This is a genomic window from Dethiosulfovibrio russensis (assembly GCF_021568855.1).
GTDB lineage: Bacteria > Synergistota > Synergistia > Synergistales > Dethiosulfovibrionaceae > Dethiosulfovibrio > Dethiosulfovibrio russensis.
The window spans coordinates 25,435-40,092 of record NZ_JAKGUG010000004.1 but is presented as its reverse complement, the minus strand read 5'-3'; the positions used below and the strand labels follow the sequence as shown (position 1 = coordinate 40,092).

General features: G+C 52.2%; 14 protein-coding genes and 1 other RNA gene. 12 read left to right on the top strand and 3 right to left on the bottom strand.

Annotation, left to right across the window (positions count from 1 at the left end; genetic code table 11):
• Positions 1–18: 18 nt before the first annotated feature.
• Both smpB and ssrA read left to right on the top strand, forming a co-directional pair.
• The gene (gene smpB, locus L2W48_RS05290; RefSeq protein WP_236098588.1) at positions 19–534 is read left to right on the top strand and encodes an SsrA-binding protein SmpB; all 516 of its coding nucleotides are present in this window, start codon (positions 19–21) and stop codon (positions 532–534) included.
• Between the two features lie 3 nt (positions 535–537).
• Positions 538–854, top strand: a transfer-messenger RNA (tmRNA) gene (gene ssrA, locus L2W48_RS05285).
• Between the two features lie 121 nt (positions 855–975).
• Here the strand turns inward: ssrA and L2W48_RS05280 are convergent.
• On the bottom strand, positions 976–2,367 hold the full coding sequence (locus L2W48_RS05280) for an amidohydrolase (protein ID WP_236098589.1): 1,392 nt from the start codon (positions 2,365–2,367) through the stop codon (positions 976–978).
• An 18-nt stretch (positions 2,368–2,385) separates the two neighbouring features.
• The gene (locus L2W48_RS05275) at positions 2,386–3,798 is read right to left on the bottom strand and encodes a YfcC family protein (protein WP_236098590.1); all 1,413 of its coding nucleotides are present in this window, start codon (positions 3,796–3,798) and stop codon (positions 2,386–2,388) included.
• A gap of 144 nt (positions 3,799–3,942) precedes the next feature.
• Here L2W48_RS05275 and L2W48_RS05270 point away from each other — a divergent pair, with 144 nt between their 5' ends.
• The 4 genes from L2W48_RS05270 to L2W48_RS05255 all read left to right on the top strand — a co-directional run bounded on the left by L2W48_RS05270 (position 3,943) and on the right by L2W48_RS05255 (position 8,804).
• The gene (locus tag L2W48_RS05270) at positions 3,943–5,007 is read left to right on the top strand and encodes a lysylphosphatidylglycerol synthase transmembrane domain-containing protein (protein WP_236098591.1); all 1,065 of its coding nucleotides are present in this window, start codon (positions 3,943–3,945) and stop codon (positions 5,005–5,007) included.
• Entirely contained in the window at positions 5,000–7,207 is a 2,208-nt protein-coding gene (locus tag L2W48_RS05265; protein ID WP_236098592.1) for a glycosyltransferase, read from the top strand. The genes L2W48_RS05270 and L2W48_RS05265 overlap by 8 nt, the downstream gene beginning before the upstream one ends.
• 80 nt (positions 7,208–7,287) lie before the next feature.
• Positions 7,288–8,250: a calcium/sodium antiporter gene (locus L2W48_RS05260; protein ID WP_236098593.1), complete on the top strand. Its 963-nt coding sequence runs from the start codon at positions 7,288–7,290 to the stop codon at positions 8,248–8,250.
• A gap of 68 nt (positions 8,251–8,318) precedes the next feature.
• Positions 8,319–8,804: a pyridoxamine 5'-phosphate oxidase family protein gene (locus tag L2W48_RS05255; RefSeq protein ID WP_236098594.1), complete on the top strand. Its 486-nt coding sequence runs from the start codon at positions 8,319–8,321 to the stop codon at positions 8,802–8,804.
• A gap of 119 nt (positions 8,805–8,923) precedes the next feature.
• Here L2W48_RS05255 and L2W48_RS05250 read toward each other — a convergent pair whose 3' ends face one another.
• Complete coding sequence (locus tag L2W48_RS05250; protein WP_236098595.1) at positions 8,924–10,204, bottom strand: MFS transporter; 1,281 nt, start codon at positions 10,202–10,204, stop codon at positions 8,924–8,926.
• Between the two features lie 141 nt (positions 10,205–10,345).
• Between L2W48_RS05250 and L2W48_RS05245 the strand changes: the two genes are divergently transcribed.
• The 6 genes from L2W48_RS05245 (at position 10,346) to L2W48_RS05220 (ending at position 14,658) form a co-directional block, all read left to right on the top strand.
• Entirely contained in the window at positions 10,346–11,002 is a 657-nt protein-coding gene (locus tag L2W48_RS05245) for a helix-turn-helix transcriptional regulator (RefSeq protein ID WP_005662547.1), read from the top strand.
• 31 nt (positions 11,003–11,033) lie between these two features.
• Positions 11,034–12,896, top strand: a complete 1,863-nt coding sequence (locus tag L2W48_RS05240; RefSeq protein WP_236098596.1) for a thiamine pyrophosphate-dependent enzyme — start codon at positions 11,034–11,036, stop codon at positions 12,894–12,896.
• Positions 12,896–13,444: a 2-oxoacid:acceptor oxidoreductase family protein gene (locus L2W48_RS05235; RefSeq protein WP_236098597.1), complete on the top strand. Its 549-nt coding sequence runs from the start codon at positions 12,896–12,898 to the stop codon at positions 13,442–13,444. The genes L2W48_RS05240 and L2W48_RS05235 overlap by 1 nt, the downstream gene beginning before the upstream one ends.
• A gap of 123 nt (positions 13,445–13,567) precedes the next feature.
• Complete coding sequence (locus tag L2W48_RS05230) at positions 13,568–13,750, top strand: hypothetical protein (RefSeq protein ID WP_236098598.1); 183 nt, start codon at positions 13,568–13,570, stop codon at positions 13,748–13,750.
• Positions 13,751–13,906: 156 nt separating this feature from the next.
• Positions 13,907–14,395: a Na+/H+ antiporter subunit E gene (locus L2W48_RS05225; protein ID WP_236098599.1), complete on the top strand. Its 489-nt coding sequence runs from the start codon at positions 13,907–13,909 to the stop codon at positions 14,393–14,395.
• Between the two features lie 2 nt (positions 14,396–14,397).
• The gene (locus L2W48_RS05220) at positions 14,398–14,658 is read left to right on the top strand and encodes a monovalent cation/H+ antiporter complex subunit F (RefSeq protein WP_236098600.1); all 261 of its coding nucleotides are present in this window, start codon (positions 14,398–14,400) and stop codon (positions 14,656–14,658) included.

Here is a 14,658-nt window from a genome sequence, read left to right as displayed (position 1 = left end):
TTTTTTACAGCTTTATCTTTGTTGACTATCTTTGACTATTTCGATATAATCTGCCCGAAAGAGGTGAAGATCATGGCCGTGGAGAGGGTAGCCCAGAATCGGAAAGCCCGGCACGACTACTTTATATTGGACACCTTTGAGTGCGGCTTAGTCCTTACCGGAACTGAGATAAAATCCGTCAGAGCTGGACGGGTCAACCTTAAGGACGGATATGCCAAGCTGGAAAAGGGCGAGCTGTGGTTGATGAACGTTCACATTTCACCTTACGAAAACGCTAGCTGGAGACAGCACGACCCGACCCAGAGACGAAAGCTCCTGATGCATAGGTCGGAGATACGCAAGCTTTCAGTAAAGATAAAAGAACGAGGTTTTACGTTGGTTCCTTTGTCCATGTACATAAAGGACGGTCGATGGGCCAAGATAGAGCTTGGATTGGCGAAGGGTAAGGCCCTTCACGACAAAAGACAATCCCTTGCGGAAGAGGACGCCAAGCGTACCATGGCAAGGGAGATCAGGAACAGGCAGAAAGTTTAACATGGGGGCGACTGGTTTCGACTGGTATGTCGGAAGTCTGGAAGCAGGCCGAGCGATGACCGTAAGTCATCACTAAATGAACTGACAACAATTACGCTCTGGCAGCTTAATTAAGCGGCCGCCCGACCGAAGGGGAGCGCTCGCAGATTCGGAAGGGCTATCAACGCGGGCGACGTATGGTGTTGTCCCGGATGGGAAACGATAGTGTTCTGTCGATCACAGATCGTTTCTCCCGTAGTTAAAGAGATCGACTAAGCCTGTAGCCGTCCATTCATACACGGCATGTTAGGACCGGGGTTCGAATCCCCGCGCCTCCACCATTAGCCATTTCGTAGCCGTCGGGATCGTCGCAGATCCCGACGGCTACTGTATTATAATTAAACATCCACGGTCGGAGCAAATATAAGTTTCGCTCCGACTGTTTTTATAACGTATCCGTCTTTATCTTATTTTCGGTCTAGCTCCGGGAATCAAAGGGCTCTCGTAAGGATCTCCCTCGGTGTCCCTTTCGAAGGCGTCTTTTGCCTTTTTAAACAGCGATGTGTCCCTTAAAAGCTCCAAAGCGGTCAGAGTGAGCACTTCGGAGGCGAAGTTCATTCCCTTCAATCCGACTGTGCTACCGAAGGATTCGTTGCTTTGCCAGGAGTGTAGAGAGGTCCCTATGGGCATGGTACAGGTCGTTATCTGAAGGGTGGGTACGATGTGGGATACGTCTCCCACGTCGGTCGATCCCGCCATGGTCTTTCCCTTTGCCATGGGGCCTCCTCCTTGAAGATAGACATCGCTAAGCTCCCGGCCCAGGAAGTCTGAGGTGGCTCCGTATCTTTTGAAAGCCTCTTTTACCGTTTTCTCCGATAGGCTGGATTGCAGCTTATCTGCCTTCTCTCGATCGACCTTGTCGAAGCTCGGTCCTCCAAGTTCCGACATTATCTTTGACGCGACCTCGTTTAACACCGGGTTGGGCAGGTAGTCGTAAAGTCCGTCGATCATATCGATCTCGAAGGTTGTGTCGGTCATAAGAGCTGCACCCTTGGCGCAGTTGACCACCCTTTCGAAAAGAGGCTCCACCTGGTCTCGCCTGGGGGCTCTGACGTAGTAGCATATGGTAGCCTCGGCTGGGACCACGTTGGGAGTCTTGCCGCCAGAGGTTATAACGCTGTGGATCCGTGCCTCCTGGATCATATGTTCCCTCAGGTAGTTGACCCCTACATCCATCAGTATGGCTCCGTCCAGGGCACTTCTGCCCGCCTCCGGAGACTTGGCCGCATGGGATGTGACACCTTTGAAGACGAAGTTACAGGCGTTCAGGGCAAGGGTCCCAGCCTCCCATACTGCGTTTACGTCAGAGGGATGCCAGGTCAGAGCGGCGTCCAGCTCGGAGAAGCAACCGTCTCTTGCCATATAGACCTTTCCGCCGTTGTTTTCCTCGGCGGGGCAGCCATAGAAGACCACCGTTCCGGACAGATTCAGTTTTTCCATGTATTTCTTCAGGGCCATGGCAGCCCCTAGAGATGCGGCTCCGAGGAGGTTGTGTCCGCATCCGTGTCCCGGGCCACCGTCTTCAGCTATGCCAGGCAGAGCGTCGTATTCTCCCAGAAATCCTATACAGGGGGAGCCGGAGCCCCAGCTAGCCGAGATGGCTGTGTCCAGGTCGCCGATCCCTCTTCGGACCTGAAATCCCTCAAGGGAAAGAATTTCCTGGTATCTGTCGGCGGCGTATCTTTCTTCAAGGCCCAGCTCGGGATTTTCCCATAGGTCCAGGGCCAGTTTTTCCGATGTCGGTGCGATCTCCCCCAATAGACGCAGAATATCCTTTCTCGATTCATCTGTCATTGTATCGATCCTATATGCTTAGAACGGGCCGTAACCTATGGCGATAGCTCCCCAGAGGAATAGAACCTGAACTACGAAGAGCACGGCGAAGAGGGGAAGGAACCAACGCAGATAACGGCTGAGAGGAACCTTAGCCAGGATGCAGCCGATCAGAATGAAGCCTGTCGGCCAAAGCAGGTTGGAGAATCCGTCGCCGAACTGAAAGGCCAGTACTGCTACCTGTCTTTTAACCTCCAACAGATCGGCCAAGGGGGCCATTATCGGCATGGTAGTGGCCGCTTGTCCCGATCCGGATGGAACGAGGAAATTCATCATAGTCTGGAAAAGCAGCATTCCGACGGAGCTCAGATAGGCCGAGCCCTGACCCAGAAGGTTTGCCATTCCGTTTATTATGGAGTCCACGATCTTGCCTTCCGATAATACGACCAGGATTCCCCGTGCCACTCCTACCACCATCGCGGAGAGGACTCCTTTGCTCATCCCTTCTACGAAAAGCTCGGCGATGCGGCTGGGTGCCTTTCTGTCCGCTATGCCTACCAGAATACCCATGATGAGGAACAGTCCAGCCAGCTGGTTGATATACCAGTGAAGCTTAAGGAGTCCGAATCCTGCTACCAATATGGTGATCAAAAAAAGCATTAGGACTGTTTTGTGGGTTTTCGTGAACTGAAGGTTCACCTTTTCTTCGTCGAATTCCAAGTCCTCGAAGTCCAGGTCGCTTACCACGCTCTTGGATGGGTCGGCTTTGATCTTTGCGGCATATCTGAGGGTCCATGCTATGGTTATGCTTCCCATTACCGCCAATATCAGCAGCCTGTAGGCCAGCCCTGAGAAAAGGGGAAGTTCCGATATGGTCTGTGCTACCCCGATTGTGAATGGGTTTACCGTGGCTGAGGCGAATCCTATGCCGACGGAGACGAACGATACAGCCAATCCCACTATGGGGTCGTATCCCAGAGCCAAGGCAAGGCTGGCGAAGATGGGGACGAAGGCTATCATCTCCTCGTAGGACAGGGTTCCGGTGGATCCCCATATCATGAATACAGCCATGAGAACTCCGAATGTGACGTTGGCTGAAGCTGGGTTGGACCTGGTCTTGCGGACCATCCAGGCTATGAAGGCGTCTATGGCCCCTGTCGACATCACAACGTATATGGAAGAAAATACGATGAATATGAAAAAGACTATCGATCCCGCCTGGGTCATGCCTTTCTGGACGGCTACGAACATCTGGAATGGATCGACCGGTGCCTGTTCAACCGAGTGGAAGCTGTCCGGTACTATTACGGTTCGATTGCTCTTCGGGTCCAACTGTCTGTTGAACTCTCCGGCTGGAACGAACCAGGTCGCCACCATAGCTACTACCATTATGGATAGGAGTATGACGAATACGTGTGGAAATGAAGAGCGCTTTTTCTCCTGTGTGATCATAACAAAACCTCCTGTAGTTCATTTATGTATCCAAAAGAAAGCGTTTTACAGTTTATCTCTTTAGCCGTATGAGGTCAAGTAGGGCTCCTGTGTGGAGTTCCATGTATCTGGTATGATGTGTCCGAAAGTGAAGGGAGCGATGGTATGGTGGTCTCGAATCGTAAGGATTTTCCCACCAATGTGATAGAGCGAATAGGGAGGCTTCGTCTTGTCTTATTCGCCTTGCTTTTCGTCTCTTTGAGTCTCCTGGTCCCGTTTTTTCTCTCCAAGGGGCTGGGAGGCGATTTTCACGTGGACTGTGGATTTCTGTCCCTTCGCACCGCGGTCTGTCTGCTAGGGCTTTTGGTCGTCTACTTCTGTTGCGATGGACTGAGGCTATACTATGTTCTCCGGTCGATGGGGCATAGAATTCCTTTAGGGGGATTGGCCAAACTGGTATTCGTAAACATATTTTTCTCGAATATAACCCCTATGGCGACCGGTGGAGGTTTTGCCCAGATATGGTATCTTCGGAGGTTCGGTATCCCTCTCGGAACTGCTACGGCGGCTACCACCTTGAGGACGTTCTTGGCCACTGCCTGTATATTCGGGGTCTCGCCTTTTCTGCTTCTCTTTTTGCATCCCTTTTCGACTTCCTCCAGAGGGTGGATTTTGTCCTTAGTTTTTGCCTCTTTGGGGATCGTATATCTGTCTCTGTTCTGTCTGGCTCTGCTCAAGAGAAACTGGATGATCTTCGTCCTCCATAGAGGGCTTAACCTGCTTTGCCGAGCCAAGGTGATCGACAGAGCAAGGGCCGTTTCCTGGAGATCCAAGGCGGTAAAGGAGATCGTGCGTTTCTCCAGGGATATCAGACGCTGTAGCAGAGGAGGTGCCGATATCCTTCTTTCCGTGGCATGTACGGCCGTTTTTCTGATGGCCCTCTTCTCCTTTCCCTTTTTTCTTCTTCGGGGAACCGGTTATCCTGTACCCTATCTTCTTTCCGTAGGTCTCTTGATCTTGACGACTTTTATAATGTATTTTTCGCCTACTCCCGGTGGAGCCGGTTTTGCCGAGGGGCTATTCGGCCTTTTTTTTCTGTCGTCGATCCCTTCCTCCGAGTTGGTCTCGGTAATAGTGATCTGGCGTTTCCTGACCATATATCTGGGAATGGGAATAGGCTTCATTTTCATGTTGACCGACTTATTCGGTCGGAGACGTTGCGATGCGTAGATCCAGAGAGCTAAAGATCCTCTTCTACGTCAACGTCGTTATAATTGTTTTTTTGGTGGGGTATAAACTATATCTCAATTTTGTTGAGGAGAATTACGGAGCGGTTCACGCCGTTCAGATGGAAAGGATAGAGAGGTGTTTAAAGGGGAGGTCCTGTTTTTCCTTTACCGTCGTCGGGAACGTGAAGAACTCGATCGGAATTTTCGAGAAAAAGATCGTTCCCCTCCTTAACTCAAGCGAAACGGATTTCGTGGTTTCCGCCGGAAACGCGGTCAGCGGTGGAGGAGAGGATAAGTACAGAGCTCTTCACAGTACCATGGAGAAGCTTGGCATACCCTATATGCTCACCTTCGGGGAAGACGAGGAGAGCGCTTTCGGAGGTGGTCGGTTTTACGAACACTACGGTCCGTACCTGTTCACCTTCGTGGCAGGAAACAGCAGGTTTGTTTTTCTGGATGGGACCGGGAAAACCTCGTGGGATTGGCAGTTTAGATGGTTCGAGGATCTGATGGCCGGATCCTCGGAAGAGCGTGTCTTCGTTTTCGTGGGACGACCTCCCATACCGGTAAATACAGTAGGGCTTGTAGGGGTTTCGAGCAAATCCTTTTTGGATCAGGATGTAGGGCAAAAACTGGTCTCGATGTTCTCCCGTTTCGGTGTCGATGTCGTTTTTTCGGCTAATCTGCCCTTTTTCGACGAGACTTTCTGCGACGGGGTCAAGTATATAATAACCGGAGGCTCGGGCGGTTTGGTCTTGAACGATGATCTTAGCTTCTACCATTATGTGCAGGTGAAGGTGGATGAGGACGGTATCTCGATAGAGCCAATAAGGCTGGATATCGGACAGCATCCGTTCTTTCGAACTTTGGAGAGCTTTTGGTTTTTCGTCCATTCACTTTTCTACGTCGGGTACGTCAACTTCCTTTTGATGGTCTGTATGTGTGCCGCCGTGGCGATATGGCTTTATTCGGTGGTATTCGTCGAGAAAAATTACTATCCCGATTTCGATAGTCCCTCCGATCCGATGTTGAATAGACCTATAGGGGTTGCCATGTTCACCAATACTTTTTTCCCTTTCATCGGTGGAGTTCCCGTGTCGGTGGACAGGCTGAGACGGGCTTTGAGCTCTCTGGGACATCGGGTGATCGTGGTGGCTCCCGGAGGCGGGAAGAGCGAGGAGGGGGTTCTGGGCGTACCCCCTCTTCTCAGGGGGTTCAAGGTTTTTGGGGTGGCGGTCTCCAACATCTTTCTTCCCCGTATATATCGCTCGGTGTCGGGTTTTAAGCCCGATGTAATTCACGTTCATCATCCCTATTGGCTAGGCTCCGTCGGGTTGTTTATAGCCGGACGGATGGGTGTCCCGGTGGTCTATACCTATCACACCAGACTGGATCGTTTCGATCACGCTGTTCCCATCCCGGGAGCGTTGTTTCGTAACTTCATTTCTCACGCCATGGTGCGGCATTTTTGCAATAAATGCGATGGAGTTGTGGTACCTACCGAATCTGCGGAGTATTACCTTCGTATGATAGGGGTTCGGCGGCCTCTTTTCGTGCTTCCCACCGGCATAGACAGGGAGCTTTTTTCCAGGGTGAATCGAGCTCAGGTGGAAGAACTGAGGGATAAACTGGGCTTGGGAGAGGAAAAAATATTGATAACTGTCTCCAGGTTGAGCAAGGAGAAGAACATCCTCTTTATGCTGGATGCCCTAGCGTCGCTTCGGGATATTTGCGATGTCCCTTTCAAATTTCTCATAGTGGGGGACGGCCCTGATAGAGAAGAGGTAGAAACCGCTATATCCGACCTTCGATTGGACGATACGGTGGTTCTGGTAGGAGCTGTGTCTCCTGAGAATATTCCGGTTTACTATGGTTTGGGCGATCTGTTTGTCTTCGCTTCCTGTTCGGAGACCCAAGGTATGGTGGTGCTGGAGGCTTTGACCATGGGATTGCCGGTCGTGGCGGTCAGGTCAAGCGGAGTGGACGATTTCATCAAGGACGGAATAAACGGCTATAAAACCCTTCTGGACAGGGCTTCCTGGTCCGATAGAATTAGGACTTTGATAGAGGATCCCGACCTCAGCAAGAGGATATCGGAAAACGCCGAGGCACTTGCCCGGAAATACGGTATGGAGGAGTTCGGAAGGTCGATGGAGAAGGTATACGCCAGGCTTTTGAATAAAAAGGTAGAAAGAGAGTAGACTTTTCTCTTTTTGTGGTATTCTTACGGCGATGTTTTCTAGATTTGTCTGTCCTATCGAAAGGTGTGTTGTGTAAAATTATGGTCCTCTCGGTTTTTGCCGTCGGTTTTGGGCTGGCGCTCCTGGTATGGAGCGCCGATCGTTTTGTAGAGGGAGCGGCCTCGTCTGCTAAGAAGTCCGGAATGTCTCCCATGTTGATAGGCATGGTGATAATGGGTTTCGGTACCTCTGCTCCCGAGATGGTCGTTTCCGTGTTATCCGCTTTTCAGGGGAATCCCGGAATCGCTTTAGGCAACGCTTACGGCTCCAATATAGCCAACATAGCGGTTATATTGGGAGTTACCGCGGTGATCTCTCCTATCGCAGTAAGCGGAGGGGTATTGCGGAAAGAGCTTCCGGTCTTATCCGTCGTGACGTTGTTGGCGGCCTTTCAGCTTTACGATGGCAGACTTTCCCGGCTGGATGGAATGGTCCTTCTCCTCTTCTTTGCGGTTATCCTGATCTGGGGGGTTGTGAATGGAAGAGATAATAATATAAAATCAGAAAACGAGTCGTTGTCTAAGGCCTCGGACAGATCTAACCGCAGGGATGCCTTCGATTTGCTTGCCGGTTTGATCGTTTTGGTCATCTCCTCCAAGCTTATGGTCTGGGGAGCTGTTGGCATCGCTCATCGTATGGGCGTCAGCGATCTGATTATCGGTCTTACCGTGGTGGCTCTGGGAACTTCTCTGCCCGAGCTAGCTTCTTCCATCATGGCATGTAGGAGAGGAGAGCACGAAATGGCTTTGGGGAACGTCTTGGGATCGAACCTTTTCAACACCTTGGCGGTGGTCGGTCTTGCCGGGGCGATCTGCCCGATGGACGTACCTCCTGAGGTTCTATCCAGGGATATGGCCGTTATGGGAGCCTTGACCCTTTCTCTCTTCGTAATATGTTATGGATTTAGAGGAAAGGGCAGGATAAACAGGTTCGAAGGGGCCGGCCTTCTCGCCGCATCCATGATGTACTCGGGGTGGCTCTTGTCGTCTTCTCTGGGTATGTGATTTTGTAGTTGTTTTTAGGGAAACGCGATATTCTATAGGGGAGGGATCGTTACATGCTGCATCGACCTATGAGACGAAAGGATAGAGAGGTTACGGATCAAGATCGTATAGATTCAATTTTGGATCGTGCTCAGGTCTGTCATCTGGCTCTTTTCGACGGAGAGTGGCCCTACGTGCTGCCGATAACCTTTGGATACGAGCCGGGTCATATGTATTTTCACTCTGCCAAGGAAGGCAAGAAGGTCGATATAATAAAGAAAAATCCGAGGGCTTCCTTTTGCGTCGAGGTCGATGTCCTTCCAATTCCTGCGCCCAAGAAGAGGTCGGGGCTTGACCTTCCCTACCGGAGCGTGGTGGGTTTCGGGGAGATATCGGTGATCCCCGACGACGAAGAGGATAGGAAAAGACATGCTCTATCCGTGTTGGCGGCACACTATTGTCGTCAAGGGGTGGATATCCCCCGTCCCAGAGCCCTACTGGACAAGGTAGAGGTTTTGGAGATGAAAATAGTGCATATTACCGGGAAAGAAAAAGGTCCTTTCATAGAGAGATAAAAAGACGGCAGATCGTGGCAAAACACGATCTGCCGTCTCTCTTTGTATTCTTCGCTTCTATGGAGCTACAGGGCATCTCTAAAAACACTATTTTTCGGACGTGAGTTTCTATAGGAGTCCTAACGACCTTTAGATACGTTTCTACAGTTGGTCTCAGGGAAGACCAGCGAGCATATCAGCCCCAGAACGGTCGCTCCCAGGCATATGCCAAGGGCGGCGGTGAATTTTTCCTGAGAGGCAAGGTGGGACATGTTTTCCAGCATCATCCCCATCACTGTCGTTATGACGGCACTCCCCAGAAAAGCTCCGGTGTTGACCAGGGCTATGGCTACCCCGGTCGATTGGGGTCTGTTTATCTCCTTGACTATGGCCCAGGATATGACGTAGGACGTGGCGGAGAATCCCACCATAAAGAAAAGGGGCCTTATTGCCCACACCGGTGGTTTGCCCTGCCACAGTACCACTATCGCCAACCAAGTCGCGGTCGCCAATATGTTCATCAAGATCAGTGGCAGCTTTCTCTTTCCTATCCTGTCCGAAATGGAACCGGCGGTTATCCCTCCGACGATCGTACCGTAAACGGCAAAGGAAACCATGGAGGATGCCTGCTGGACCGTCATTCCGTATACGTCCTGTAAATAAGGGGTCCCCCAGGTTCCGGAAAGAGCCAGATAAACTCCACTGTAACATCCGAAGAACACGAACACCGGCCATATGCGCCAATCCGAAGCGGATTCCTTAAGAGTGGTCATAAGAGGAATCGGCACGACGTCTTCTCCGATGTCGTTCGATTCGTCTATGGCGGGGAAGCCCTTCTCCTGTGGGGTGTTTCGTATCACGATCCAGCAAAGAGCGGCGATGCCGAAGGTAGCTATCCCTATGGTCACGAAAGAGGCCCGCCAGCTGAACAGACCGACAAGGATTGCCAACGGTGCCTGGGCCAGCACCCCTCCCAGGTTGCCAACCAGAGAGGTCAGCCCTGACATCGTTCCGAACTCCCTTTCCTTGAACCACTGGGATTGGACCTTCAGGATCGATACGAATACGGTGGACACTCCTACCCCGACCAAAAATCTTCCGATCAGCAGCAGACCGTAGCTGGACGCTGTGCCGAACAATACCGATCCGGTTCCCGCCAGCATCATTCCGACCGACACGGTTACCCTTGCTCCCAGGGAATCGGCCATGAGTCCCACCGGGATCTGCATGAGCATGTATGCGTAAAAATAGGCCGAGGCCATGTTTCCAAAAGCCGTGGAGGAGAGATCGAAGGCTTCCGTGACGTTCGCTCTGACCACCCCGGCGGCGAGACGGTGAAAGAACACCACCATATAGGCCAGTACCATGGCTCCCCATACGGCCCACCTGTATCTAAGGGCTTTCCTCATATCCCCTGTCATCCTCTTTACCCCCTGTGATCTCTTTTGTATGTTCCGATGCCGATAAAGCATATCAAAGGATTGACGGAATATCAATTTTTTTGTATAAAGATGGCATGTCACGTTTTTGATGTGGCGTCAAAAGAGTGAGGAGGATTCTCTGTGGAAAAACTGCATCCGATATTGAGATCCATGCTGCCCATGGTAAAGGGGCTCGCCTTGGCTCTGGGCCCCGATTATGAGGTGGTTCTGCACGACGTCTCCGATCCGGATCACTCGGTCGTGGCCATAGAGAACGGTCATGTGACGGGCAGATCCGTAGGTTCTCCTCTCAGGGATTTCGCCCTCTATGTCCTGAAGTCCGCCGAGGAACAGGATCGGGACTACGTGGTCAACTATCTTACCCGCTCTAAGGATGGCAAACGGATCCGTTCGAACACCTTTTATCTCAAGGACGATACCGGGGAGATCGTGGGATATATGTGCGTCAACTACGACATGACCAAGGCGGAGATGGTCAAGGGAATGGTCGATTTTTTGGTGGCGGTGGATCCCTCGGCGGCCTATTCCGAGTTCGACGTGGATGGTCCTCAGGGTAAGTTCGAGGATCTTCTGGAGCGCAACCTCAGGGTGCTCAGAGGAAAGGTAGGAAAACCTCTGCACCTATGTTCTAAACAGGAGTGTCTCGAGGCGGTTAAGGACCTGGACGAGGGGGGCTTTTTTCTTTTGAAGGGGGCGGTCGAGACCCTGGCTCAGGAGACCGGTAAGACGAAATACACTATTTATTCCTACATAAGAGAGGTCAGGAAAGAAGATTGACTCATGAATTGCCGAAAGGGGAAATGACTTCATGTCAGAGAGAAGAATATTGCTCGGAAACGAGGCCATAGCCAGAGGGGTTGTGGAGTCGGGGTGTGCCGTTGCCACAGCTTACCCCGGAACTCCTTCGTCGGAGATATTGCCTGCCATAGCGGCATACTCCGACGAGATGGGGACCAATACCCAGGTGGAGTGGGGGGCCAACGAGAAGGTCGCCCTGGAGATGGCCATAGGGGCCTGTTATGCTGGAAAGAGAAGCTGTGCCGTGATGAAGCAGGTCGGGTTGAACGTGGCAGCAGATCCCTTTATGAGCGTGGCCCATCAGAAGCTAGACGGAGGTCTGTTGGTCGTGGTGTCCGACGACCCGGGATGTCACGCATCCCAGGACGATCAGGACAGCAGGGCCTACGCCGCGGCGGCCAAAATACCCTGTTTTGACCCTTCCGACGCGAGGGAGGCGAAGGCCATGGTTGCGGATGCATTCGATCTGGCCGGTAGATATGGGGTTATGGCCATGCTCAGACCCACCGTAAGGGTGGACCACTGTCGGCAGGATGTGGAGATTATGGATGACGTGGTATCCCAGAGGGACGCCGTTTTCGACCGTAAACCTGCCGGCAAGAGGATAGTCATGCCGGCGGTCATACACGGGTTCCTTGACGATCATTCCGATCGTTTCGAAGCGATTCGCGGGGAATTCGGAGCTATGGACCGCTATAACTTCGAGGTCCCCTCTGAAGAGCCCGCTAAGTTGGGGGTTATCGCCTGTGGTATATCCTACTCGGTCGTCAGGGATATACTCAATCGACTGGGACGGAAGGACGTCTCCATATTGAAGATAGGCACTCCGGTGCCCCTACCGGTGAACCTGGTGGAGGACTTCGTCGACAGACACGATCGAGTTCTGGTTTTGGAGGAGACTCAGCCGGTGGTTGAGGGACAGATCCTGAACAGGACCGCTGTCATGGGGAGGTGGAACGGCTGGGTTCCTAAAACCGGGGAGTTGGTCCCCGAGGTCGTGGAGTCGGTCCTTCTCAGGGTGCTCGGGGTCGAGGAGGATCTTTCGGAGCGAGAGGTTTTTAATAAAATAGAGGAGGAGCTTTCCCCGGAGAAGAGACGTCCCAGACTCTGCCCCGGATGCTCTCACCGTCCGGCTTATTTCTCGATAAGAAAGGTCTTCCCCGATGCGGTGGTAGCCAGCGATATAGGATGCTATGGCCTAGCCATAGCCCAGAACGCGGTTGATACCAACATCTGCATGGGAGGGTCGGTCACTGCCGCGTCTGGCATATATCTGGCTTTCAAGGCCGACGGCAAGGGGGCGGATCGCCCGATATTCGCCACCCTTGGCGACTCCACGTTCTTTCACAGTGGAATGACCGGTCTGGCTACGGCGGTTTACAATCGTCACGCCTTCGTTCTGGTCATATTGGACAACCGTATAACGGCCATGACCGGAGGACAGGATCATCCTGGAACGGGGGATAAAATGCGTTCCGGCGAGGAAGGGGTATCTGTCTCCATAGAGGAAGCGGTTAAGGGATGCGGCGTGAAATGGCTTTCCGTCCTTGATCCCTACGATATAGAAAAGAACGAAAAGACCATCGAAAAGGCCTGGGAATACGCCTCCTCCAACGGTGAGCCGGCGGTCATAGTGTTCCGTCACCCCTGTATAACAATGCTCAAGGTCAAGCCCGAGTATCGTCCTGTGAAGGTGGATCCGTCTGTATGCATAGGATGTGGCATATGTATAAGGGATTTCAACTGTCCCGGTCTGGTCTGGGACCAGACGACCGGAAAGGCGATGGTGGACGACCGCTATTGCGTCAATTGTGGCGTATGCGTAGCCGTGTGTCCCAAGGGCGCGATAGTTTCGGAAGGAGGGGACAGATAATGCAGATAGTCATCGTGGGAGTCGGAGGACAGGGCATACTGTTTTCCAGCAAGGTACTCGGAGAGATCGCGTTGAGGCGGGGCGATAAAGTCATAGGCAGCGAGGTCCACGGCATGTCCCAGAGAGGTGGGTCGGTCATAAGCCATTTCAAGTCGGGGGAGCATTTCGGGCCTTTGGTGCAGAACGGAGACGCCGACGTCGTCCTTGCCTTCGATACCGACGAGGCGATAAGAAACGTGTCCTTTCTTCGGTCGGGCGGGACCCTTATCGTGAACTGCGACGATCCAGCCAGATTCGAGGCCGGGACAATGGGAGAATATCTTCGGGATAAGGACATAAAGGTCCTGCCGGTCGACGGATACGGAATCCTCAGAGAGGAGATGGGAGGCCGCTTTCTCTTCCTCAACGTGATGATATTGGGGGCTTTGGTGGCATCCGATTCCTTCGGTATCTCCATGGAAGATATGGAGTCAGCGGTGGCGGATATGTCTCCCGAGAGGTTCAGGGACGATAACATAAAAGCTCTGAATTTGGGTTTTAAAAGGTAAGGGCACAATATTTCGTCCATTTTCCCGGTCTTCGGACCGGGATTTTTTTTGCCTTATCCACTGGGAGGATGTTACTGTTCCATGTATAATGTCTACAGGGTTTTTTGTCGGAGGTGCGATTACATGGATGATATAAGGTGTCCTTCCTGCGGAGGAGGCAGAGTGTTACCCATATACAGAGGTTATTTGACCTTTGATCTGGCCCGGGCGGTGGAGGAGAAAAGAGCCGTCTACGATGGACCTATCCTATCAGACGAAGGTGGCGATTCGTGGCTCTGCCTGGACTGTATGAATAGATGGCGGTAGCTTTGATGGATCGAAGGGAGTGGTAGAGCGGTCTCAAAGGGGGGGCAGAAAGTTTTGTGAAGTCTGTAACATTTTTTACAATTTGTCGTTCGAGCTGTATAAAAAATACGGAAGGTCGACAGAATGCAAGACAAGTCTTTTGAGGGGGTGTCGTATGTGTTTGTATTCGTCCTCTCCTTCCTCATGTACCTTTTGCTGGTCTGGTCTGGGGAAGGGATTCCTCCGGTTGAGATAGGTATCGGTCTGGTACTCGCTACAGTGGTAGCCGTATCGGTCCGAAGCCGAAGCAACGCTAGGCATTTTGGTCTGGCTGGTCTCAATCCGGTTAGGTGGGCAGGTTTTCTCTACTTTCTTTTCGGCCCGTTTCTTTGGGCTCTCATCAAGGCGAACATCGACGTAGCTATCCGTATCGTGACGGGAAAGATCAACCCCGGCATAGTCGAGGTCGATACCGGGCTTCACGGCGAGATGGCCAAGACTCTTCTGGCCAACGCCATAACCCTTACTCCCGGAACCCTAACGGTGGATGTCGAGGACGACAGCGGGGTTTTCTACGTTCATTGGATCAATGTGACCGACCCTCACCCCTCCGGTGAGGCGGTATACGGGTCCTTCGGAGAGTGGGCGAGAAAGGTGGCTCAGTGACCATGATCGGTTTTTTCGCGTTGGCTGCGGGGTTCCTGACCCTTCTGGTCCTTTTAATGACTGGAAGGTTGATAATGGGACCTACCGGGGCAGATAGAGCGGTGGCCCTGGACGCCATGAATACCCTGGTCATAGGTATCATGATTCTTCTGGCGGCTCATTTCGAATCGGTAGTCATGGTGGACGTAGCGATAGTCTATGCGGCTTTGTCCTTCGTGAGCACTATGTTTATAGCCCGTTATATAGAGGAGGGGAGAAAATAG